The sequence below is a fragment of the Crossiella sp. CA198 genome (genome assembly GCF_052078295.1).
GTDB lineage: Bacteria > Actinomycetota > Actinomycetes > Mycobacteriales > Pseudonocardiaceae > Crossiella.
Genome location: NZ_JBQJIM010000003.1, coordinates 174,931 through 192,022 on the forward strand (window position 1 = coordinate 174,931; position 17,092 = coordinate 192,022).

Below are 17,092 nucleotides of genomic sequence, written 5' to 3' on the forward strand. Positions count from 1 at the left end.
TGGTACGGATCAGGTCACCGCGCGCAGCGGCGCGGACGCGGTGTCGTCGATGTGGGTGGCGATGTCGTCCCGGTCGGCCTCGGGGCTGTCGAGGTCGTGGTGATAGGGCACCCCGACGTAGTCCTCCCAGGCGCGGCGGGCGGCCATCTGCGCGGCCTCGGTGCTCAGGGCGCCGGTGGCGACGAGCTTTTCCAGGCCGGTGGACAGGTTGAGCAGGACCTGGGCGGTGATCTGGGCGTCGGCGGCGGCGACCTCGGGGCCGGTGACCATCACCGACTGGCAGGCCGGGATGTCGTAGGTGGTCCCGGATTTCGGGTCGGTCGCGGTCACCGTCTCCGGCAGACGGCGGGCGGCCACGGCCTTGTCGACGGCGTAGCGCGTCATCTCGGTCTGGTTGCCCAGCCACACCTTCTGCACCCCGGCGACCCGGCGGCGCACCGGCTCGGCCATCGTCAGCGAGGTCGCCCGGTTGGCGTCCTCGGGTTCGGCCAGCCACGTCTTGGCCAGCCCGGTACCACCGGCGACCAGGGTCAACACCGCCTTGGCGGCCGCGGAGTCCTCATACGCCCCGGTCTGGACGTTCTTGGCTTCCCACTTCACCGCGGCGTTGTGGACCTCGACCCCGCCGGAGCGCGGCACGTGCAGCCCGCCGCGGGCGCGCACGAACGCGTCGATCTCCTCCTGGCCGCCGTCGACGGTGACGTCCCAGACCAGGTAGCGGGCCAGCGCGGTGCGGTCGATCAGGTTGGACAGCACGGTGTCGTAGGAGTCCAGCCAGTCCAGCACCGGTTCCAGGAACGGCTGGCCGCGCCGGTCGGACATCAACGCCTTGAACGGGGTCCACCACATCGCCTCGCCGGTACGCAGGCCGGTGCTGTCGTCGACCTGGGCGACGGTGAGTTCGCGCCGGTCCTCGCCCGCACCGATGACGACCGCGCGGGGCCACAGCGGATTTCCCTTCTCCAGCAACACATCGGTGACCGCGGTGGTGTCCACCGGCGAGAAGCGGGTCACCCCGCTGACCTTGCCGGTCAGCATCTCCAGCAGCGTCTCGCCGGTGAGTAGCTGATCCCGCAGCATCGCCTCCTGCCGGTCACCGAGCCGGTTGCGCGGGTCGTTCCAGAACTCCGCGACCACCTGGCCGACCTCGGCGTTGGTGGCCACAGTGGACACACCGGAATCCCCGACGCAGAAGGAGGTGTAGGTGTCGATGATGGCCCTGGCCATGGGGTTGGCGCGGTAGGCCGCCACCGAGTAGATCCGCGACTTCTCCTGGGTCCAGGGCGGAACCTCACGGCGGCCCGACCCGGCGGGCTTCCAGCCGCGGTCCTCGTCGAGGGGGTCGGTGCCCCAGGCGCCGCCGGCCGCGCCGGTGGCCACCACCTGCGCCAGGGTCGCCTCGGTCGCCCGGGACGGGAACAGCCAACTCTTCACACGCCACCTCGCCTGGGTTCGGGCGCCGCGGCCGCGGCCGCGGGCGGTGTGTTCGGCGCGGGGGCGGCGGGTGGGGTGTGGGTGTAGATCGCGTAGGCCACGGACAGCAGCAGCAGGCTGGCCAGCAGCAGCGTCCACCACGGCGAGCCGGTCAGCATGAACACCGCCAGCACCAGGCCGGTCAGCCCGGCCACGCCGAGCACGTTGGACAGCAGCACCGCCTGTCCTCCTTAGAGGCTGAGTCGTTCGGTCGGGCGGAACAGGTCGCTGGTGTCGTTCTCGGCCGGGGCGTTGTTGGCCGCGGCTGCCGGTGGGGCCTCCGGTTCGGGGACTTCGTGCAGCACCCACACGCCCATGCACATCGCGATGCAGGCATCGATGTGCCGCTTGGACCGGCCCTTGGACAAGGTGAAGCCACGTTCCTGCAGCCGCTTGGTGGCCGAGAGCACGTGCGCGGCCAGTTCCTCGTCGCCGTTGTGGACGATGGTGGCGGCCAGGATGAGGTCGAAGGTCAGCCCGCAGGCCGGTGACATCCGCACGGGGGTCTGGTCGAACTGGATGACCGGGACCCCGGCGTCCTCCAGCAGCCGGGCGGGTACCTCGAAGAAGCGGGGGTCATAGACCACGCCCCGGAAGCCGGGACCGCGGGCGTGCTCGCGGATGTAGTCCCACACCACGGCGTGGTTGATCCGCTGGTCCTTGGACTTCTCCGCGGTCCAGATGATTGTGGTGACCGCGATCCGCCCATCGGGCAGCAGCTCGACGCGGGCCACGGCCACGCTGTCGTGCTTGAGCGCCATGTCCACCGAGAGCACCCACGGGTTGCTGTCGGAGGAACTCCACGGCCCTTCGCAGCTGGCCCACGCGCTGGGGTGGTCCTTGAGCCAGGAGTCCTCGGTCATGGGCACCCACCGGTTGGCGAAGTATCTGATCCACTCGTGCGCCGGATATTTCGGCTGGCCCCACTGGGCCACCCGGTCGGCCACCGACCACTGGAGGTCCGCGGCCTGGGAGGCGGCGCGGACGGCGATCTCGCGGTGCTTGGCCAGCTTGTAGTCCAGCCCTGCGGGTGCTTCCTGCCAGTCGAAGAGGAACCGCGGCGAGATGCTCGGTTTCTTCAGGGCCTTCTTGCCGAGCTTGTACATCGCGCCCAGCAAGCTGTGATCGACGTCGAACCCGGCGGTGGACAGGCTCAGGATGCGACCGGACCCCCGGGGCATCCGCCGCTTTTTTGTGCTCTTGCCGATGACCGTGGCGACCCGGGCGCGGGTGGACTCGACATCGCCCCACTCGTGCAGCTCGTCGCAGACGAACAGCGAGGGGAGGCCGCCCTCGTTCGTGCCCGCCACCGCGGCGACCCGGTGGATCTGGCCGGGCTTGCCTTCCCGGAAGGTGATCAGGGTGTCGTAGACCTCGAACATCCCGCAGAGCGGGGACTCCTTGGCCATGTTGTCGCGGCCGCCCAGCATCGTGGCCACGACACTGAAGAGCAGGTTCGCCTGTTTGAACGAGGCCGCGGCGATCGGAATGTTCGGCGAGGGCGGTGCGATCGAGGGCGGCCCGGCGAACTCCAAACAGACGATGGCCGCCACGAACGCGGTCTTCCCGTCGCCGGTGGCGGCGCCGCGCAGCGCCTCGTCGTAGCGCCACTGCCCGCACTTGCGGTTGCCGCAGTGCTCATACCAGCGGTAGAGGAACAGCTTCTGATCACGGCGGAGCGTGAACTTCTGCCCGTACCAGTCGCCTTCCCCGTGGATGAGGTTGTCCTGGATCCAGCGCACCGCGGTGCGCCCCTGGGAGGGCCACAGTTTCCCGGTCGCCGGGCGCCAGCCGCAGGCTTGGCAGGCCGGGTCAGTCCGCCGCGCGGCGGGGGTCCTCGTCGTCGGCTTCTTCGGGGATGTGGTCGGTGCGGCCATCCTCGCCCCCGTACTGCGCGTTGAGATCGTTGAGCGTGCGTTGCTGCTCGACCACCGCGATGCCCAGGCCAGCCCTGTTTTTCGGCCCGTAGCCCAGCTGCATCTCATCGGCGCGCAGGCTGGCCTCCAGCTTCAGCGCCAGGTCGTAGGCGGGGTTGAGACGCTGCTGGCCCATCGAGCCGAGCACCATCGGCTCGGCATCGGCGGCGCTCATGAGGATCTGGTACCGGTTGAAGTTGCTGATCCACCGCCGGACCAGCCACAGTTCCGAAGGCTGGCAGACCCCGGCGATCACATCCGCCCAGTAGGCCCGCCACAGTTTCATCGCATCCGCGCGCATCCCGCGCGGCGCCGGCGGCGTCTTGGCGGGGGTGTCCCCGCCGGTGATCACGATCAGCTCGGCGCGCTGCCCGTTGCGGGAGTCGATGGCCTGACCAGCGGGTTTCTTCGTCCGCGGCATCCCAACCCCCCTTCACGCTGAGTGATGACTCCTCACGGAAAATGGGCCGTTCGGGGAAAACGGGGGCCGGTGGTACCACCAAAAAAAGGGAGGCTGTGGCGGGGTCACGTATCCGCAGGTCGGAGGGACCGAGACCCGGGGGGTGGCATTCGGACCAACCCGACCGTGATCAGCCCCGATGTCACTGATCGTGACGGTCAGGCCGTGCACCCTTGCGGCCGTTACATGATCGACAGAGCACACCGAGTGCCCCGCCCTCCTGTCCGCCTGCCCCCACCGGGGTGTGGTGGTCGGCGGTCAGGTCGCTGGCCCGGTGGGCTGGCACCTCCCACCCTGGGCAGATGTCCCCGTGCTGTGCGCGGTGAGCGGCGACCGCACGCGCGCGGCGGGTCCGCTCGGCCGCGGTGTAGGGGCGCCGGGTGCGCTTGCCCTGGGTACGCACCAGCTCGACCTCGGCGGCGCAGGTGCGGCACCGCGCGGCGGGGGTGAGCTGGCCGCAGCGCCGGGCCGGCGTGCCGAGGCAGGGACGCAGCGGCATGGCCACCCCCTGACCACCATCGGGTAACGACCAGTAACGCGCGGTAGATCAGTTGCGACGGTGCGGTCATGACGCAGAAGAGCATGGCCGTGGTCGCGAGCCTGGTGCTGACGCTGGTCGGCGTGGCGCTGGGGTTGTGGCCGGCCTCGATCGTGGTGGCCAGCGAGACGGTCAGCTGTGGGTCGCCCTGGTCACCGGATGACACTCCGGCGCGGACGGCCGATTTCGGCCGGACGCTGGGTCACGCGTTGCGCGGCGAGCGAGCCACTGCCGGGACGGGAGTGCAGCGCTGTAGTGAGGCGCTGGGCTCACGCGGATTGTTCGGCGGGATCATCCTCGGGGTGGGCGTGGTCGCGCTGATCGGCGCGCTGGCGATGCGTCCCAAGGAGCAGGCCATCTCGGCCGCACCGAGCCTTGCGGATCAGGACGTCCAGGGCACTGGGTCGGCTGGCGGGTAGGTAGGCGTGCAGGTGCATGCGGGCGGGGCCTGGCAGTCCGCGGCGTGCAGACCGGCCGCTGACTGGTCGTCGATCTTGTGTTCGATGCAGCCCAGCACCAGCACGGCCGCCCGGCCCTCCTTCTCGCGCAGCGCGGGCAGTTCGGCCAGCTCGGCCTCGGTCGCGGCGCGCTGCCAGCTCAGCTGAACCGGGCGGTCACAGTCGCCGACGTGACAGACGAGGATCGGCACGGTGGTCCTCCAGCTACAGCAGGGCGCGCACGGCGCAGTCCTTGGCCTCCAGCATTTTCCGGAGTGCGGTGGTCAGCTCCGGCCCGTCGGGGACCAGGGCGAGCAGCTCGGCCGCGGCGTCGTGGATGACCTGTGCTGGGGCCTGGAGGTGCTCGGGCAGGTGGCTGTAGGCAAAGAACTGGGCGAGGTGGATGGTGCTGGGGTGGCGGTTGGTCAGCTGCATGGTCTCTCCCTGCTACGCCGAGACCCCCACACCGTGTCCGGTGCGGGGGTCTCGGTGATGAACTCCGTAACCACGCCGAGTCTGCCGCTGCCCGCAGCAGTTCCAGCAGAGCACACGTTATGTTCGCCGCAGGTCAGCGGCAAGTACCTAGAGATTTCGCGGCGTGTCGCACAGCGACCCCGCGGTCCGCGCGTCGTGGGCGCGGGTGAGTGCCGTTCCGCCGTTGACGGCCGCCGCCGATTTTCCAGCGGCGGTCGTGGTCGTCATGTAGCCGTGCTCGGTGCACAGCTCCCTCGCGTGCATGATCGCGGTGGTCAGCTGGTCGACGGAGAAGCCGTGCGGGACGCGGGTGAGGACGAACTCAACCGCGGTGTCGAAGGAACACCCGCTTGGGGCGTCGGGGCCCAGGCAGTAGTCGGCGATCTCCTCGGCCTTCGCCTCGATCTCCTTGGTCAGCGGTACCGGATACCAGGCGCCGACCACCGCGGCCACGGCGTCGCGGACAGCGGTCAGCTTCCTGATCGCCTCATCGAGACTGTTGACCGCACGAGCACCGGAGACGTCCCGGGCCTCCTGGATCCACCGCTGCGCGCGGTCGGCCCCGGCCCAGTCCTCGATCCAGCCTGCGGCGGTCGTGGCGGCGGAGGCGGCCGAGGCGACGGTCCGCCGCAGCTGCAAGCGGTCTGTCTCCTGGGGGATGTCGGTCATCGATGTCCTTCCTGTGGGCAGCGGCGCGCGGTGTCCGTTGACCATCGTGGTGTGGGGGTCAGGCTGGCAGGTTGCCTGGGTCGGCGCCGTGGCGGCGGGTCCAGGAGGCCAGGGCTTCAGCGCGCAGCCAGGTCGCGCGGCCGCGGCCGCGTGCTGGGTCGGCGGTCCAGCGGTCTTTGGCGGCCCAGCGGCGCAGGGTCCCGGCTGGCACGCCCAGCCAGGCTTCGAGCTGTGCGTAGTCGCTGCGCGGGTCGCCGAGTGCCTGGCCGAGCTGGTCCCACTCGGTGCGGGGCCACACGGTGCGGCAGGCGGAGCAGCGGATCTGGTCGGCCTCGGGGCGGACCCGCAGCATCCGGCCGCACAGCAGCACCCGCCCGTCGGTGGCCAGGTCGACCGGGCAGGGGCCGATGGGCACCGGGCGGGCTTCGCGCTGGATCTGGTTGAGCAGGGCCGTGTACAGCTCCTGCATCTCCTGGGCGAACTCGTCGATCCAGGGCTGCCGGAACAGCCAGCGGCGCAGGCCGAGCAGGTAGTGGATGTCGTCGGCCACGGTGGCCGGGCGGGGCGGGCGGCCCCCGGTCTCCTCGGCGACCTGGCGCACCCACTGCGAGACCGCGGCCGGGACGGAGTGCGCGCGCAGGTCGTCCCCGATCGCGGTGCGCCGGTCGGTGAGCACGATCAAGTCGTCGTTGGCCGGGGACCTGCTGCCGTAGCCGGGGGCGCTGCGGTGCACGAGGCCGGGGCGTCGGGGCAGCAGCAGGGCCGGGCTGGTGGCCACGAGGTCGTAGGCGTCGGCGATCCGGCGCAGCGTGGTCACCAGCTCGCCCGCGCACGGGTCGCAGGTGAAGCAGCCCTCAGCCGCCGCGCGCTTGCCACAGAGCACGCAACGCACGGCCGCGGTCACTGCGACCACCAGGTGTCGCGGTAGTCCGGGTGGTCGGCCCAGCGGCCGACCAGCAGGCGGGCCGCGATGCCAAGCCCGACGGCGTGGCCGTGGGCGAACTCGTAGCCGTCCGGGTCGTCCGCGTCGGCGACGTCGGCGTAGAGGCGCAGGAGGCATCGCGCGGCGATCACGTCTCGGAGCACGCGGGCCGGGCTGATATAGACCGTCCGGTACTCCGGCGATGCTTCCAGGCCGGCGACTTCGTAGGTGTCGGCGGGAACACCGTCGAAGCGCCGGGCCTGCGCTTCGTCCTCGTCGAGGCGGCTGTCGATGAAGTCGATCAGGTTCACGGTCATGTCGCTCCCTGGCCGGCGTTCGAGGGGGTGGGAGTGGTGGTCGCCTGGTGTTTGCGGCGGCGGACCACTCGCGCGTTGGCGGTCAGGCCGAGGTGGTCCAGCAGGTCCGCGCACGCCTGGACCGCCTGGTCCCCGGTGGCCCCAGTCCCCAGGACCCAGGTAGCCGCGGCCAGCCCGGCGCGGCGTTCGTCGGTGGCGGTGACGGCCCGGCCCGGCGTCATGCGGCCGGGGACCAGCTCGGCCATCAGGACCACCACCGGCCGAGACGGCGGACCGCGCGGACCGGCAGGCGCCGCAGTGCGCGGACCTCGGTGGCCAGCTGGTCCACGATGGCCGCGCCGATCCGGCGGGCGAGGTGGAGCACCTGGCCGAGGGTGGGGGCCAGGCCGAGCCAGGCCCGGACCAGAGCGGACCGGGGCGGCACCGGCTTCGGCGGTGCGAGCTTGGCCAGCTCCGCAGCGAACTGGTGAGCCGTCAGGACCACGCCGTCCAGTCGGCCCAACGAAGGGCCGAGCATCGCGGCCAGGTCGGCCTGGATCAGGTCGGTGGTCCGGGCCAGGATCACGGGGTCCAGCTGGCCGCCAGCCAGCATCGGGGTCAGGGACCGGGCGGACCGGGCCAGGGCATCGGCCTCGACCTGCACCGCGGTCCGGAAGGCTCGGTCCAGGTAGTCGCGGCGGCCGGTCACGGGGTCAGGCTGGCGGTTCCCGGCGCGGGCCGGCCGGACCGCCGAATCGATGCCCAGCATCTGGCGGTGCTGGCCGTAGGGCGGGCGCAGGGCCGCAAGCGCGTCATCGGCGTCCAGCTCGTACCCCATGACCAGCGGTTCGCTGGTCTGCCTCTGGTGCTGCCGCTGGCACTGTTCCGAGCAGTACAGGGCGGAGGGCCCGGCAGGGTCCAGCGTGCTCACGCACCAGTGGCAGACCGGGGCCAGGGCCTCGTCGATGGCGGCCAGGACCGCGGGCAGGGCGGCGGTGTCGTCGGTCACTGCGGTCCTCCTGTGTGTTTGGCCAGGGCCCGGCGGAGCAGGTCCCCGGCGGCGGCGTTGCTGACCGCGTGGCCGGCGGCCCGGATCGCCTCGGCGGCGTCGCGGCGGCCTGGCGTGCGGTCCGGGGACCAGGCACGGACCAGGTCCTCGACAAGGGCCAAGCGCGGGTCCGGGTCCACGGTCGCCCGGACCTGGGTCCGCTGGACCGTGGCGGCGTAGGCCGGGCCCGGGGTCCGGACCGGCGGTCCGGGGACCAGGTCGGCGGTCCGCTGGTCCGGGCGGGTGGTCCGGTCCGCCGGTCCGGGACCGTGGTCCGGGGCCACCGCGGGGACCGGGACGGCGGTCCGGACCGGGCGGCCCGGCTGGTCCTGCTCCGGCCTGGGGGCCGGGGCCGGTCCGGACCGGACCGGGACCAGTGGCCCAGGGACTGGTGCCTGGTGTGCGGACCGGTCCGGGACCGGGACCAGGTCGGCAGCGGCGCGGACCTCGACAGTGGCCGGGACCGGGACCACGGTGGCCCGGCCGAGGACCAGCTTGGTCACGGCGAGCAAGCCGACCGCAGGGATGGCGTTGAGGGTCCAGCCCCAGGGCGACGGGTGCGCTTCGGCGACCTGGCAGGCCAGCGAGACCAGGACCGCCACGGCCAGGACCGCGGCGGCGAAAACGATGCTCTGCCGGGCCCGCAGGCGGCGGCGCAGTTCCAGGCCGGCGGCCGCGCCCATCAGCTCCACGACCACGGCGTTGGTCCAGCCCTGCCACTCCGGCAGGCCGTAGGACATCGAGAGGTCCCGCACGTGGGTGAAGGCGGACGCGGCGGCGCTGGCGGCGATGGCCAGCATGATCGCGTTCTGCACGGCCTGTTCCAGGCGTGCGGTCGGCGGCGGTGCGGCGGCCGCGGCGGCGATGGTCGTCATCGTCCGGAGTCCTGTCGGGGGTCGGTGGTATCGGCGGCGGGCGGGTCGGGCAGGTCCCCGGCGTGCAGGGCGTCCACGGCGATGGCCAGGCGTCGGGGGTGGTCCATGTGCTCCATGGGCACGCCGTCGCGGCGCAGGCACGGTGCACCGGGTGGGGCTTCGCAGCCGGGGTCAGGGCACGGGACGCGCTGGGCGAGGTCGCGGTACCCGTGGCGGCCGGGGAAGGCGCGGTCGATCGGGTCGCGGGGGTCCATCAGCCACCACCGGCGACGGCGCTGAGGTGACGCGGCACCTCCGGGACGAACTCGCCTTGCGGGTTGCAGTCCGGGCAGCGCACGGGCAGGCCCTCGTCGTTGATGCGGTGGCGGCCCTCGTGGTCGGAGCAGGGCGGGGGCAGTGAGGCGAGCAGGGCGGCCTTGGCGCAGGCGAGGCAGTTTCGGCGCGTTCGGTTGTGGCGTTGGCAACTGGGCGGTGGTGGGCTTTCTGCCTGCTGGCGGGGGGAGGGGGGGTCTTGTGGTGCAGGTGCACCAGCACCTGCACCTACACCAGGCCCCTCGCGAGGGGTTGCCGGTGGGGTTGGGGCAGGGGTTACCGGAGGGGTTCGGTTATCCCCTGCCGAGGGGTTGGCGGAGGGGTTCGAGAGGGGTTGGGGCAGGGGTTCCCCGGGGGGTGGCCCGGGAGGGGAGAACGGTGCGGTGGCGCCGGCGAGTTCGTAGGCCGCGGCGCGGTGCTCCGGGGTGAACTTGCGGGCGGCCTCTTCGGCCAGGGTGGGGTCTTCGATGATGCGGACGAGGTCGGCGCCGTAGGCCTGGCGCAGCGTCGCCGAGTGGATCAGCCGGGCTTCCCGGATGGAGCAGGTCAGCATGTGGGGCATGCGCCAGAGCCGGTCGGAGCGCACGAAGTCGCGGATCAGCACCTCCTCGGTGTCCTCATCGATGAGGACGAAGGCGGCGGTGTCGAGTTCGGCCAGGGCCACCCGGATGCGCTCATCGCCGAGCGAGCGCAGTTTGCGGGCCCAGCGGCCCATGGTCAGCGGCAGGACGCCGGCGTAGGACAGGTTGGGCTGCTCGAACAGGAAGTGCAGGAACAGCTGTGCGGGGCCGGTCCGGTTGCAGAAGTTCTCGTCGTCCCAGATGTCGAAGTAGAACGCGGCGTGCGTGCGAGCGGACATGTGGGCACCCCTCTCGTGGTCAGCGCGCCGGAGGGCGCGGAGGCGGTGGTGGTGGCTGCGGCCGCCTGATCGAGAGGGATGTGAGGAGGTCGGCCAGGCGGCCGCGTATGGAGTTGTGGCTGGGTCAGCCCCGGTCCGGGATCTGGCCGGGAATGGCATCGGGCGGGCAGAGCGGCAGGCCTCGGGCGGTGTGGCCGATCACGCAGTAGGAGCCGCTGACGATCATGAGCAGGGCGGGGCGGTGACACCAGGAGCACGGCATGCCGTACAGCGGGATCTCCGTCCACCGGCCGGACGGGGAGGCGGGCGGGTCAGGGCGGGCCATCGACCACCTCCCGTTCGGCGCGGGCGCGCTCGACCCAGCGCTGATGGCCGGCGAGGGCGGCGGCCTCGGTGGCGTACCGCTCGATCTGGTCGGGTTGGGCTGGGTTGTCGGACTGCACGAGCGTCTCGAAGATCAGCGGCGGATGGTTGCCACCGAAGTCCCGCTGGGTGCAGGAGGTCACCACCGTGGCGCCGTTGAGGACCGTCCGGGCCACGGACACATCGGCCGGGGTGCTCAGCAGGTGCTGGGTGTAGGTGATCTGCTCGCCGCGGCGGTTGTAGTACCGCGGTCCCCCAAGCTGGGCCACCATCTCGTCGAGCTGGGCGCACAGCTCGGCGAAGCGGGTGCGGGCGTGCTGGTCGCGATCGTGGTCACCGGCTATCGGACTCACCGCCTCCGGCGCGGCCGCGTGCCCCGCGCACCATCTGCCCACACATGTTGATCACCGCGAGGACGTTGTCCGACCACTGCTTGTCGTTGTCGGAGGGGACTGAGTTGATCAGCGCCTCGGCCTGGTCGCGGTCGTTGGCGGCGCGGGCGACCATCAGGCGCCCAGCCCAGCGCACCGCGGGGTTCACCTGGTCGGCGGTCTGGAGCTGGCCGGTGTCGGCACACAGGTACATCAGCTGGCGCGGGTGCTGGCCAGCCCGGTGGCCCGCGCTGGTGTTTGCGGCGTCGATCATCGCGAACAGGGCGGGCAGCCCGGCGGCGGAGCCGTACCGGTTGAGGAGTTCCTGCATGAGCCGGGAGGCCTCGGCGTGCCGGTTGTCCGCGGAGGCCGCCAGGATCCGGCGAGCTAGGGGGACCCAGGCCGGTGGGGCCTTCGGTGTTGCGTTCATCCACCACCTCCTGCTGTGCCGGAGACGCCGAACCCGCCGCGGGTGACCGTGCCCCCGGCGGCCGGGACCCCGCCGCGCTGCACCCTGGAGGTCTGCGGCGGCCGGGTGTAGCTGCCGTGGGAGACGTTGACGCGCTGGCCGACCCCGGGCGCGGCGTGGCTCGTGCTGGTGGAGATCCAGAACCACGCCATCCCGCCGGACCCGCCGTCGTCGTCCCCGCAGCGGCCGTCGTCGACGCGGTCGCCGGTGCGGGGGTCCACGCACACCGCGACGTGGTCGTATTCATCGGCCGCGGTTTCGGTGGTGCAGCCCGACAGCACCGCGGCGAGCACGGAGACCAGACCGGCGCCGACCGCGACCGACCGCATCCTGCGAGGCTCAGCCACGGTTCACCTCCCGACAGTGGGCGGTGATTGCGGCACGCACTGCCGGATCGCTGTACGTGCTGTACGTGCTGCCGCCCCAGTCGCTCGCGGTCTCGGCCTCGCGCTGCTCCTGGTCCTCGTCGGCGGCCGGAGCAGGCAGCATCTGGTCCAGAGTGACCTGAACCTCGGTCCACACCTGACCCGCCAAGGTGTTCACCTGGTTGTGGTCGCAGTACGGGAAGTGCCGGTGCACCAGACGACGCACCCGGCCAGCGAGATCCGCGCGCTTGTCCGGCGTGGCCGGGGTCTGGTCAGAAGTCGTCACCGTCGTCCTCCCTGCACTCCGGGCACCTGGTGCTGCCGGTGCAGTTCGTGCAGTTGCAGTTGTCCGGGTCGTTCTCGCCGTGGCAGTTCCCGTTGCCGGGGCACACTTCGCAGTCAGCCACGTGTGGTTCCCGGTGGCGGCGGAGGGCGTCGGCGACGGTGCGGCCGTTGACGCGGAGCTGCGGTGCGGCCCAGCGGGCAATGCGCAGCGCGGTGTCCAGGTCGAACCGGTGGCGCGACAACCAGTCCTCGGTGCGCGCGGAGGGGAGCGGCTCGTGGGAGCGGGTGCCGTCGGCGGCGTAGCAGGTGCTGAGGTAGCGCACGGCCCACCGGTCGTGTCCGGCGTAGGCCACGGTCACCGCGAAAGTGTGACCGTCCACTGTGGACAGTGATTCGTAGGGCAGGCACGACACGACGTACTCGGTGACCCAGGATGTTGCCTCTGCTGGGGACAGGTCAGCCATGGGGAGCCTCCTTGTGGGTTCCGCTCGGGCAGGTGCACCCCTGCACCGGGTCCCACGAGAAGCACACGTCGGCGTAGCCCTCGGTGTGGCCACACGGCAGCGACCGGGCAGGGCTAGTGCCGAAGTCCACGTTCGTGACCTGCCGCTGACACCGCGGGCACAGCAGGTACGGGTTGGCGAAGGAGTCAGGCAACGGGGGAATGACGTCCGGTTCGTCCTCTCCCAGGAACCAGTCCGGGCAGGAGAAGTAGGTCAGGTGGCCGCACATGCACTGCTCCGGCAGGCCACCGGTCGACGGCTCCCCGTGCTGGCCGTCATGCGGCTGGCCCTCGTATTCCCCGACGGGCTGAACATGGTCGGTGCCGTCGCAGGACAGGCGGTGTTCGGCGGACAGGTCAGCCACGGTCGGCATCACCGGCCCGGTGGTGCAGCTGGTGCAGGTGGGCCAGTCGCAGGACTCCGCGGTCGAGCGGTTCGTGCACGGGGCCAGCCGGGCGGTCGGGCGGGCTGGCCGGGGGGTGGGTGTGCGCCAGCGCAGGACCAGGCCGGTGAGGTTGGCCAGCCCGGCCCAGGCCAGCAGGATGAGGCGGTCCCGCCACGGCAGGCGGTCCCGGCCGTTCATCGCGCACCACCGGCGGTGTTGTCCTGGGTGAAGTCCGGGCCGCCGTGCGCGGCCAGCAACTTCAGCGCGGCCTTGCCGCCGTTGTGGCGGCGCACCTGGCGGAGCATCGTCTTCGCTACTCCGACGTGCTCGCACAGGCCACCAGCGAACAGGTTCACCAGCCGGGACACGTCGTGGGTGCCGGTGACGACGAGCACGACCACCGGGTCCGGCGGGAAACCGTCGGTGCCGGGCTTGTCGTAGGTGCGGGTCTCGTAGCTCACCAGGCACCTCCGGCGGTGTCCTCGCGCTCGGCGGCGGGGCAGTGGGTGGTGTCGTCGAGGTCGAGGGCCGTCCTCGTCATCGGCGCGCCTCCTTCGGGGCCTGCTCGCGCAGCCACTGCGCGACCGCGTACACCTGGTCGGGGGTCAGTCCGGCGGCGTCGGGGGCGCCGAACTCGAGGTCGAGTGCCGCCCGGTCCAGGGCGTGTTTCGCGGTGGCGGCGTTGATGTCCCCGCCGACGGGGTAGAGCGCCCGGCCCGCGCGGTAGAAGCGGGCCTGGGTGGTGAGCAGGGTGCGCAGGCGTACCGGGTTGAACGTCTGGGTCTCGTCGAGACGGCGGAAGTCCTCGGGGTGGTTCGGGCGCTGGTCGGTGGAGAGCTGGTCATAGACCTGGCGGGCCGCACCGGCGAGGCCGTGTGCCTTGTCGTGCAGGTAGTGCAGGTTTCCGTCGTCGGCGGCGCCGAGCACGCGGGAGAGGTAGTCGAGCAGCCGCACCAGGTCTTCGGCGAGCAGGTCGGTGATGTCGGTCGGTCGGGTGCGGGTCATCGCTGGATCTCCACAGTGAAGAGCGGGGTGGCCGGGGCGTTGTCGTCGAGGTCCCACCTGGTCGGCGGCGGGTCGTTGCGGAAGAGCTGGACGGAGGCCGTGGACAGCGGGCAGTCCGGCGAGGTCCAGTAGGGCTGGGTGACCGCGCCGTGGTGCTGGTGCACCGCGACCCGCCCGCCGGTGATCTCGACGTCCTGGTGGCAGGCCAGGCAGTTCCACGTCCACGTGGCCTGCGGGGCGGGCTCGGCCGGGGTGGCACGCAGGCGGGCCAGCTCGGCGCGGGCCTGGTCGCGCTCGCGTTCAGCGGTGCCCAGCGCGGCGGAGGCCACTTTGAACTTGCTGGCCCAGTTCACCGCGGCGGTGAAGTAGGCGGCGGCGCGGCGTTGGCGTCCGGCGCTCTCGTCGGTGAGGCGGACGATCCGCGCCCCGGCCTCGGCTAGGCGGGCCGCCAACTTGGCGGTCTCCTCGGTGGCGTTGCGCTGGCGGTGCAGCAGCCGGTGGAGTTGCGCGGCCAGCCGGGCGTGCTCGGGCCGGATGATCTCGCGGACGCGGCGGAGGCGTTCGGCGGTGGCATCCCAGCCCGGACCACGGCGCCGGGCCTCGGTCTCGGCGGCGAGGTCGACGGCGACCAGGGCATCCTCGACCGTCTCCCACATCGCCGTGTCCGACACGGCGGGCGGGGGCAGGGGGTGGCCGAGGACCGCGGCCACCTCGTGGGAGGGCTGGACCGGCCAGCCCGCCATGTCGAGATCGTCGGCGACGCACTCGCGCAGGTTGCCGCCGGTGAGGTCCCGCCAGTAGTAGCCGGGCCGCCCGCCGACGGGGAGCTTGATACGGCGGTGCGCGGTCGGGGACAGCCGGTCGGTGTCGGGGGCCAGGCGCACGGTGCCGATCGGGTCGGCGGCCGGCGACCCGTAGGCGGCGCTGACGTGGTCGGCCGGGCGGTGAACCGCGCCGAGCAGCAGGGCCAGCGTGGCGGTCGGCATCATCCGGCCTGAGCCCAGGCGCGGCGGCGGGGTCGGGGTGGTCACTGGTGCCCTCCCTGGGCGTAGTGGACGGCAGAGAACAGTGCGGCCGCCTGCCTGGTGGCCTCGGTGGCGGAGATCCAGATGCCGGTGGCGGTGGAGATCGGCGCGTCGTCGCGGCCGCGGTCACAGACGACGGGGCCGAACACAGCCAGGCCCGAGGCCGTGACCGTGTCGGGTGGGAGCAGCGGCACCGGAACGACACCCAGCAGGCCGAGGTGGAAGGCCTTGAGCGCCGCGGCCGCCCGGGTCCGGACGCCGAGGCGGTCCAGGATCGTGACGATGCGGGACTTCACGGTGTCGGGGGCGATGTGGAGCCGCTGCGCGATCTCGGCGTTGGTCAGTCCGTCAGCGACCAGGCGGAGCACGGCGATGTGGGGTTCGGCCAGGAGGCGGCCGTGGCGGGGGGCGCTCATCGGCGTGCCTGCCTGGCGTGCTGGGCGGCGGCCAGGAGCTGACCGGCCAGGGTGGTGGCGTGCTCGGCGGTCATCGCCCCGTAGCGGGCCAGCCAGACCGGTTCTCCGTCGGAGAGGGGGAAGGGGTGGTAGTTGACGGCACTCCACCTGCGCTCTCCGGTGTCCCGGACCTGACTGGGCGTGGGCAGCGGTACCAGGGCGAAGTCGAGCAGCCCCTGATGGGCGGCGATCATCACCGCGACCGTGCGGGTGTTCGCGCCGAGCCGGTCCATGCACTCGGTGATCCGGGTTTTCACCGTGGACGGCGAGAGGACCAGCTTGGCGGCGATCTCGTTGGTGGTCAGGCCCTGGGCGACCAGGTTGAGCGCGGTGCGCTGTGCGGGGGTGAGCCAGGTGGCTCCGCGTGAGCGTCGCTCGGTCACGGGGAACCGCCGTCTCCGCGGGCGGCCGAGAGCAGCCCGCGCCGGTGGGCCTCAGCGACCGCCCCGGCCCGGTTCGGCACACCCAGTGCCCGGTACAACCGGCTGAGGCGGGCCTTGATGGCACTGTCGGTGATGCCCAGCCGGGTGCCGATCTGGCTGTTGGTCAGTCCGTTGGCGGCCATGCGCAGCGCCTGGAGTTCACGCTCGCTGGGCTGGGTCGGCCGGTAGCCGCCGGAGGTCGCGGTCATGCCCGTGCCTCCGCGGCCAGCTCCAGCTTGACCAGCAGCGCCGACCACTCCGCCGTGCTTAGCTCGCGGGGCGGGTCGGCCGGGTACATCGGCTCGTCCAGGTCCAGCGGGAGGATGTCCCACAGGGTGACCATCGGCGAGGGCACACGACCCAGACGGCCGACGATCTTGACGGCGTACCGGCGGCCCAGCACGTGGGTGCGGTCGGAGGTGGTCGGCGGGTACAGCTCGATCTGGTCGATCGTGGCCAGCGAGGCGGCCCACTCGGCCAGCGGCCGGTGCGCACGGGGCTCGGCCACGAAGTGGTTCAGCGTGAGCCTGGCGCCCTTCCACGAGTCGAACTCGATCCGCGTGGGGAAGTACAGCCTGCTGTGACGGGTGAGGTGGCGTTCGATGCGGCGCAGCGTGTCGCGGCCACCGAACCGCGGTGCGTCGCTCACGCGGTCACCGCCGCGATGTCGGCGTCGGTGGGCAGGCCCTCGGCGGCGGCGTGGTCGACCAGGGCGCGGAGGAATTCCGGCTCGATCTGTCCGTCGGTGGCCGAGCCCAGCCCGGAGACCAGCAGCGCCCGGTCCGCGCCGAGCAGGGTGATGGTCACCGTGACCGGGATCGGCTCGCCCCGCTCGTCCGGGATGACGCCGTGTCCGTGGACGTAGGCGATGTGCGCGCCGGGCCGGTCCTCGACGGTGATCACCGGGTGGGCGAGCACGTCGGTCCAGGCCAGCAGCGCGGGCAGCAGGACCCGCGCCCGGGGGGCCAGGCCGAGGACGCTGTCCAGGGACTCCGCGTCGGGGTCGCCGATCTGGAGCTGGACGGCGAGCAGGTCCGCGGCCACGTTCAGGCGGGTGATCGGTGGCAGGTCGCGGTGGGTGGACAGCCAGGCCAGCACGCGGCCGGTGGGCTGGTGGACGGGATGGGTGGGCAATCGGCCCATGACGTGCTCCGTTCGTGGGTGG

The 17,092-nt window shown here is 72.2% G+C and carries 31 protein-coding genes; 1 reads left to right on the top strand and 30 read right to left on the bottom strand.

Annotated elements, in window-relative coordinates; translation table 11 throughout:
* Window positions 1-9 precede the first annotated feature (9 nt).
* From ACTOWY_RS05805 to ACTOWY_RS05825, 5 genes are all read right to left on the bottom strand, one after another.
* On the bottom strand, window positions 10-1,434 hold the full coding sequence (locus ACTOWY_RS05805; protein WP_441308561.1) for a hypothetical protein: 1,425 nt from the start codon (window positions 1,432-1,434) through the stop codon (window positions 10-12).
* Window positions 1,431-1,652, bottom strand: coding sequence for a hypothetical protein (locus ACTOWY_RS05810; RefSeq protein ID WP_441308562.1), 222 nt, complete (start codon window positions 1,650-1,652; stop codon window positions 1,431-1,433). Before ACTOWY_RS05810 ends, ACTOWY_RS05805 begins: the two co-directional genes overlap by 4 nt.
* A 12-nt stretch (window positions 1,653-1,664) precedes the next feature.
* Complete coding sequence (locus tag ACTOWY_RS05815) at window positions 1,665-3,350, bottom strand: hypothetical protein (RefSeq protein ID WP_441308563.1); 1,686 nt, start codon at window positions 3,348-3,350, stop codon at window positions 1,665-1,667.
* The gene (locus ACTOWY_RS05820; protein WP_441308564.1) at window positions 3,286-3,810 is read right to left on the bottom strand and encodes a hypothetical protein; all 525 of its coding nucleotides are present in this window, start codon (window positions 3,808-3,810) and stop codon (window positions 3,286-3,288) included. Before ACTOWY_RS05820 ends, ACTOWY_RS05815 begins: the two co-directional genes overlap by 65 nt.
* A 181-nt stretch (window positions 3,811-3,991) precedes the next feature.
* Window positions 3,992-4,348 (bottom strand): hypothetical protein, encoded by a 357-nt coding sequence (locus tag ACTOWY_RS05825; RefSeq protein WP_441308565.1) that lies wholly within the window; start codon window positions 4,346-4,348, stop codon window positions 3,992-3,994.
* Between the two features lie 68 nt (window positions 4,349-4,416).
* Between ACTOWY_RS05825 and ACTOWY_RS05830 the strand changes: the two genes are divergently transcribed.
* A complete protein-coding gene (locus tag ACTOWY_RS05830) occupies window positions 4,417-4,806 on the top strand; it encodes a hypothetical protein (RefSeq protein ID WP_441308566.1) in 390 nt (129 codons plus the stop codon).
* Here the strand turns inward: ACTOWY_RS05830 and ACTOWY_RS05835 are convergent.
* The 25 genes from ACTOWY_RS05835 to ACTOWY_RS05955 form a co-directional block, all read right to left on the bottom strand.
* On the bottom strand, window positions 4,770-5,036 hold the full coding sequence (locus ACTOWY_RS05835; protein ID WP_441308567.1) for a hypothetical protein: 267 nt from the start codon (window positions 5,034-5,036) through the stop codon (window positions 4,770-4,772). The two genes, ACTOWY_RS05830 and ACTOWY_RS05835, sit on opposite strands and share 37 nt — an antisense overlap.
* Window positions 5,037-5,049: 13 nt before the next feature.
* On the bottom strand, window positions 5,050-5,259 hold the full coding sequence (locus ACTOWY_RS05840; protein ID WP_441308568.1) for a hypothetical protein: 210 nt from the start codon (window positions 5,257-5,259) through the stop codon (window positions 5,050-5,052).
* Between the two features lie 147 nt (window positions 5,260-5,406).
* Window positions 5,407-5,967, bottom strand: coding sequence for a hypothetical protein (locus ACTOWY_RS05845; protein ID WP_441308569.1), 561 nt, complete (start codon window positions 5,965-5,967; stop codon window positions 5,407-5,409).
* A 58-nt stretch (window positions 5,968-6,025) separates the two neighbouring features.
* Window positions 6,026-6,871: a hypothetical protein gene (locus ACTOWY_RS05850; RefSeq protein WP_441308570.1), complete on the bottom strand. Its 846-nt coding sequence runs from the start codon at window positions 6,869-6,871 to the stop codon at window positions 6,026-6,028.
* Window positions 6,868-7,206, bottom strand: a complete 339-nt coding sequence (locus ACTOWY_RS05855; RefSeq protein WP_441308571.1) for a DUF6221 family protein — start codon at window positions 7,204-7,206, stop codon at window positions 6,868-6,870. Before ACTOWY_RS05855 ends, ACTOWY_RS05850 begins: the two co-directional genes overlap by 4 nt.
* Window positions 7,203-7,451 carry a hypothetical protein gene (locus ACTOWY_RS05860; protein WP_441308572.1) on the bottom strand — a complete coding sequence of 83 codons (249 nt, stop codon included), beginning with the start codon at window positions 7,449-7,451 and terminating at the stop codon, window positions 7,203-7,205. Before ACTOWY_RS05860 ends, ACTOWY_RS05855 begins: the two co-directional genes overlap by 4 nt.
* Window positions 7,451-8,194 carry a hypothetical protein gene (locus ACTOWY_RS05865; protein WP_441308573.1) on the bottom strand — a complete coding sequence of 248 codons (744 nt, stop codon included), beginning with the start codon at window positions 8,192-8,194 and terminating at the stop codon, window positions 7,451-7,453. The genes ACTOWY_RS05860 and ACTOWY_RS05865 overlap by 1 nt, the downstream gene beginning before the upstream one ends.
* A complete protein-coding gene (locus ACTOWY_RS05870) occupies window positions 8,191-9,108 on the bottom strand; it encodes a hypothetical protein (RefSeq protein ID WP_441308574.1) in 918 nt (305 codons plus the stop codon). Before ACTOWY_RS05870 ends, ACTOWY_RS05865 begins: the two co-directional genes overlap by 4 nt.
* Window positions 9,105-9,362: a zinc finger domain-containing protein gene (locus ACTOWY_RS05875; protein ID WP_441308575.1), complete on the bottom strand. Its 258-nt coding sequence runs from the start codon at window positions 9,360-9,362 to the stop codon at window positions 9,105-9,107. The genes ACTOWY_RS05870 and ACTOWY_RS05875 overlap by 4 nt, the downstream gene beginning before the upstream one ends.
* Window positions 9,362-10,279 (bottom strand): hypothetical protein, encoded by a 918-nt coding sequence (locus ACTOWY_RS05880; RefSeq protein WP_441308576.1) that lies wholly within the window; start codon window positions 10,277-10,279, stop codon window positions 9,362-9,364. Before ACTOWY_RS05880 ends, ACTOWY_RS05875 begins: the two co-directional genes overlap by 1 nt.
* Before the next feature lie 124 nt (window positions 10,280-10,403).
* Entirely contained in the window at window positions 10,404-10,604 is a 201-nt protein-coding gene (locus tag ACTOWY_RS05885) for a hypothetical protein (protein ID WP_441308577.1), read from the bottom strand.
* On the bottom strand, window positions 10,591-10,995 hold the full coding sequence (locus ACTOWY_RS05890; protein ID WP_441308578.1) for a hypothetical protein: 405 nt from the start codon (window positions 10,993-10,995) through the stop codon (window positions 10,591-10,593). Before ACTOWY_RS05890 ends, ACTOWY_RS05885 begins: the two co-directional genes overlap by 14 nt.
* Entirely contained in the window at window positions 10,976-11,443 is a 468-nt protein-coding gene (locus ACTOWY_RS05895) for a hypothetical protein (RefSeq protein ID WP_247762730.1), read from the bottom strand. Before ACTOWY_RS05895 ends, ACTOWY_RS05890 begins: the two co-directional genes overlap by 20 nt.
* Complete coding sequence (locus tag ACTOWY_RS05900) at window positions 11,440-11,811, bottom strand: hypothetical protein (RefSeq protein WP_441308579.1); 372 nt, start codon at window positions 11,809-11,811, stop codon at window positions 11,440-11,442. The genes ACTOWY_RS05895 and ACTOWY_RS05900 overlap by 4 nt, the downstream gene beginning before the upstream one ends.
* Before the next feature lie 10 nt (window positions 11,812-11,821).
* Window positions 11,822-12,133, bottom strand: a complete 312-nt coding sequence (locus ACTOWY_RS05905) for a hypothetical protein (protein WP_441308580.1) — start codon at window positions 12,131-12,133, stop codon at window positions 11,822-11,824.
* Entirely contained in the window at window positions 12,120-12,596 is a 477-nt protein-coding gene (locus ACTOWY_RS05910; RefSeq protein ID WP_441308581.1) for a hypothetical protein, read from the bottom strand. Before ACTOWY_RS05910 ends, ACTOWY_RS05905 begins: the two co-directional genes overlap by 14 nt.
* Window positions 12,589-13,218, bottom strand: coding sequence for a hypothetical protein (locus ACTOWY_RS05915; RefSeq protein ID WP_441308582.1), 630 nt, complete (start codon window positions 13,216-13,218; stop codon window positions 12,589-12,591). Before ACTOWY_RS05915 ends, ACTOWY_RS05910 begins: the two co-directional genes overlap by 8 nt.
* On the bottom strand, window positions 13,215-13,481 hold the full coding sequence (locus ACTOWY_RS05920; RefSeq protein ID WP_441308583.1) for a hypothetical protein: 267 nt from the start codon (window positions 13,479-13,481) through the stop codon (window positions 13,215-13,217). The genes ACTOWY_RS05915 and ACTOWY_RS05920 overlap by 4 nt, the downstream gene beginning before the upstream one ends.
* A gap of 76 nt (window positions 13,482-13,557) precedes the next feature.
* On the bottom strand, window positions 13,558-14,025 hold the full coding sequence (locus ACTOWY_RS05925) for a hypothetical protein (protein ID WP_441308584.1): 468 nt from the start codon (window positions 14,023-14,025) through the stop codon (window positions 13,558-13,560).
* On the bottom strand, window positions 14,022-15,056 hold the full coding sequence (locus ACTOWY_RS05930; RefSeq protein ID WP_441308585.1) for a hypothetical protein: 1,035 nt from the start codon (window positions 15,054-15,056) through the stop codon (window positions 14,022-14,024). The genes ACTOWY_RS05925 and ACTOWY_RS05930 overlap by 4 nt, the downstream gene beginning before the upstream one ends.
* Window positions 15,053-15,466 carry a LuxR C-terminal-related transcriptional regulator gene (locus ACTOWY_RS05935; protein WP_441308586.1) on the bottom strand — a complete coding sequence of 138 codons (414 nt, stop codon included), beginning with the start codon at window positions 15,464-15,466 and terminating at the stop codon, window positions 15,053-15,055. The genes ACTOWY_RS05930 and ACTOWY_RS05935 overlap by 4 nt, the downstream gene beginning before the upstream one ends.
* The gene (locus ACTOWY_RS05940; protein WP_441308587.1) at window positions 15,463-15,888 is read right to left on the bottom strand and encodes a response regulator transcription factor; all 426 of its coding nucleotides are present in this window, start codon (window positions 15,886-15,888) and stop codon (window positions 15,463-15,465) included. Before ACTOWY_RS05940 ends, ACTOWY_RS05935 begins: the two co-directional genes overlap by 4 nt.
* On the bottom strand, window positions 15,885-16,136 hold the full coding sequence (locus ACTOWY_RS05945) for a response regulator transcription factor (RefSeq protein WP_441308588.1): 252 nt from the start codon (window positions 16,134-16,136) through the stop codon (window positions 15,885-15,887). Before ACTOWY_RS05945 ends, ACTOWY_RS05940 begins: the two co-directional genes overlap by 4 nt.
* Complete coding sequence (locus tag ACTOWY_RS05950) at window positions 16,133-16,576, bottom strand: hypothetical protein (protein WP_441308589.1); 444 nt, start codon at window positions 16,574-16,576, stop codon at window positions 16,133-16,135. Before ACTOWY_RS05950 ends, ACTOWY_RS05945 begins: the two co-directional genes overlap by 4 nt.
* Entirely contained in the window at window positions 16,573-17,070 is a 498-nt protein-coding gene (locus ACTOWY_RS05955) for a hypothetical protein (RefSeq protein ID WP_441308590.1), read from the bottom strand. The genes ACTOWY_RS05950 and ACTOWY_RS05955 overlap by 4 nt, the downstream gene beginning before the upstream one ends.
* Between the last annotated feature and the right edge of the window lie 22 nt (window positions 17,071-17,092).

What these genes read in the sequence shown, in the direction of transcription:
- ACTOWY_RS05815 (WP_441308563.1), bottom strand. Translation starts at nt 3,350, where the DNA reads ATGGCCGCACCGACCACATCCCCGAAGAAGCCGACGACGAGGACCCCC.
- ACTOWY_RS05820 (WP_441308564.1), bottom strand. Translation starts at nt 3,810, where the DNA reads ATGCCGCGGACGAAGAAACCCGCTGGTCAGGCCATCGACTCCCGCAAC.
- ACTOWY_RS05825 (WP_441308565.1), bottom strand. Translation starts at nt 4,348, where the DNA reads ATGCCGCTGCGTCCCTGCCTCGGCACGCCGGCCCGGCGCTGCGGCCAG.
- ACTOWY_RS05830 (WP_441308566.1), top strand. Translation starts at nt 4,417, where the DNA reads ATGACGCAGAAGAGCATGGCCGTGGTCGCGAGCCTGGTGCTGACGCTG.
- ACTOWY_RS05840 (WP_441308568.1), bottom strand. Translation starts at nt 5,259, where the DNA reads ATGCAGCTGACCAACCGCCACCCCAGCACCATCCACCTCGCCCAGTTC.
- ACTOWY_RS05845 (WP_441308569.1), bottom strand. Translation starts at nt 5,967, where the DNA reads ATGACCGACATCCCCCAGGAGACAGACCGCTTGCAGCTGCGGCGGACC.
- ACTOWY_RS05855 (WP_441308571.1), bottom strand. Translation starts at nt 7,206, where the DNA reads ATGACCGTGAACCTGATCGACTTCATCGACAGCCGCCTCGACGAGGAC.
- ACTOWY_RS05860 (WP_441308572.1), bottom strand. Translation starts at nt 7,451, where the DNA reads ATGGCCGAGCTGGTCCCCGGCCGCATGACGCCGGGCCGGGCCGTCACC.
- ACTOWY_RS05870 (WP_441308574.1), bottom strand. Translation starts at nt 9,108, where the DNA reads ATGACGACCATCGCCGCCGCGGCCGCCGCACCGCCGCCGACCGCACGC.
- ACTOWY_RS05875 (WP_441308575.1), bottom strand. Translation starts at nt 9,362, where the DNA reads ATGGACCCCCGCGACCCGATCGACCGCGCCTTCCCCGGCCGCCACGGG.
- ACTOWY_RS05880 (WP_441308576.1), bottom strand. Translation starts at nt 10,279, where the DNA reads ATGTCCGCTCGCACGCACGCCGCGTTCTACTTCGACATCTGGGACGAC.
- ACTOWY_RS05885 (WP_441308577.1), bottom strand. Translation starts at nt 10,604, where the DNA reads ATGGCCCGCCCTGACCCGCCCGCCTCCCCGTCCGGCCGGTGGACGGAG.
- ACTOWY_RS05895 (WP_247762730.1), bottom strand. Translation starts at nt 11,443, where the DNA reads ATGAACGCAACACCGAAGGCCCCACCGGCCTGGGTCCCCCTAGCTCGC.
- ACTOWY_RS05900 (WP_441308579.1), bottom strand. Translation starts at nt 11,811, where the DNA reads ATGCGGTCGGTCGCGGTCGGCGCCGGTCTGGTCTCCGTGCTCGCCGCG.
- ACTOWY_RS05910 (WP_441308581.1), bottom strand. Translation starts at nt 12,596, where the DNA reads ATGGCTGACCTGTCCCCAGCAGAGGCAACATCCTGGGTCACCGAGTAC.
- ACTOWY_RS05915 (WP_441308582.1), bottom strand. Translation starts at nt 13,218, where the DNA reads ATGAACGGCCGGGACCGCCTGCCGTGGCGGGACCGCCTCATCCTGCTG.
- ACTOWY_RS05925 (WP_441308584.1), bottom strand. Translation starts at nt 14,025, where the DNA reads ATGACCCGCACCCGACCGACCGACATCACCGACCTGCTCGCCGAAGAC.
- ACTOWY_RS05935 (WP_441308586.1), bottom strand. Translation starts at nt 15,466, where the DNA reads ATGAGCGCCCCCCGCCACGGCCGCCTCCTGGCCGAACCCCACATCGCC.
- ACTOWY_RS05945 (WP_441308588.1), bottom strand. Translation starts at nt 16,136, where the DNA reads ATGACCGCGACCTCCGGCGGCTACCGGCCGACCCAGCCCAGCGAGCGT.
- ACTOWY_RS05955 (WP_441308590.1), bottom strand. Translation starts at nt 17,070, where the DNA reads ATGGGCCGATTGCCCACCCATCCCGTCCACCAGCCCACCGGCCGCGTG.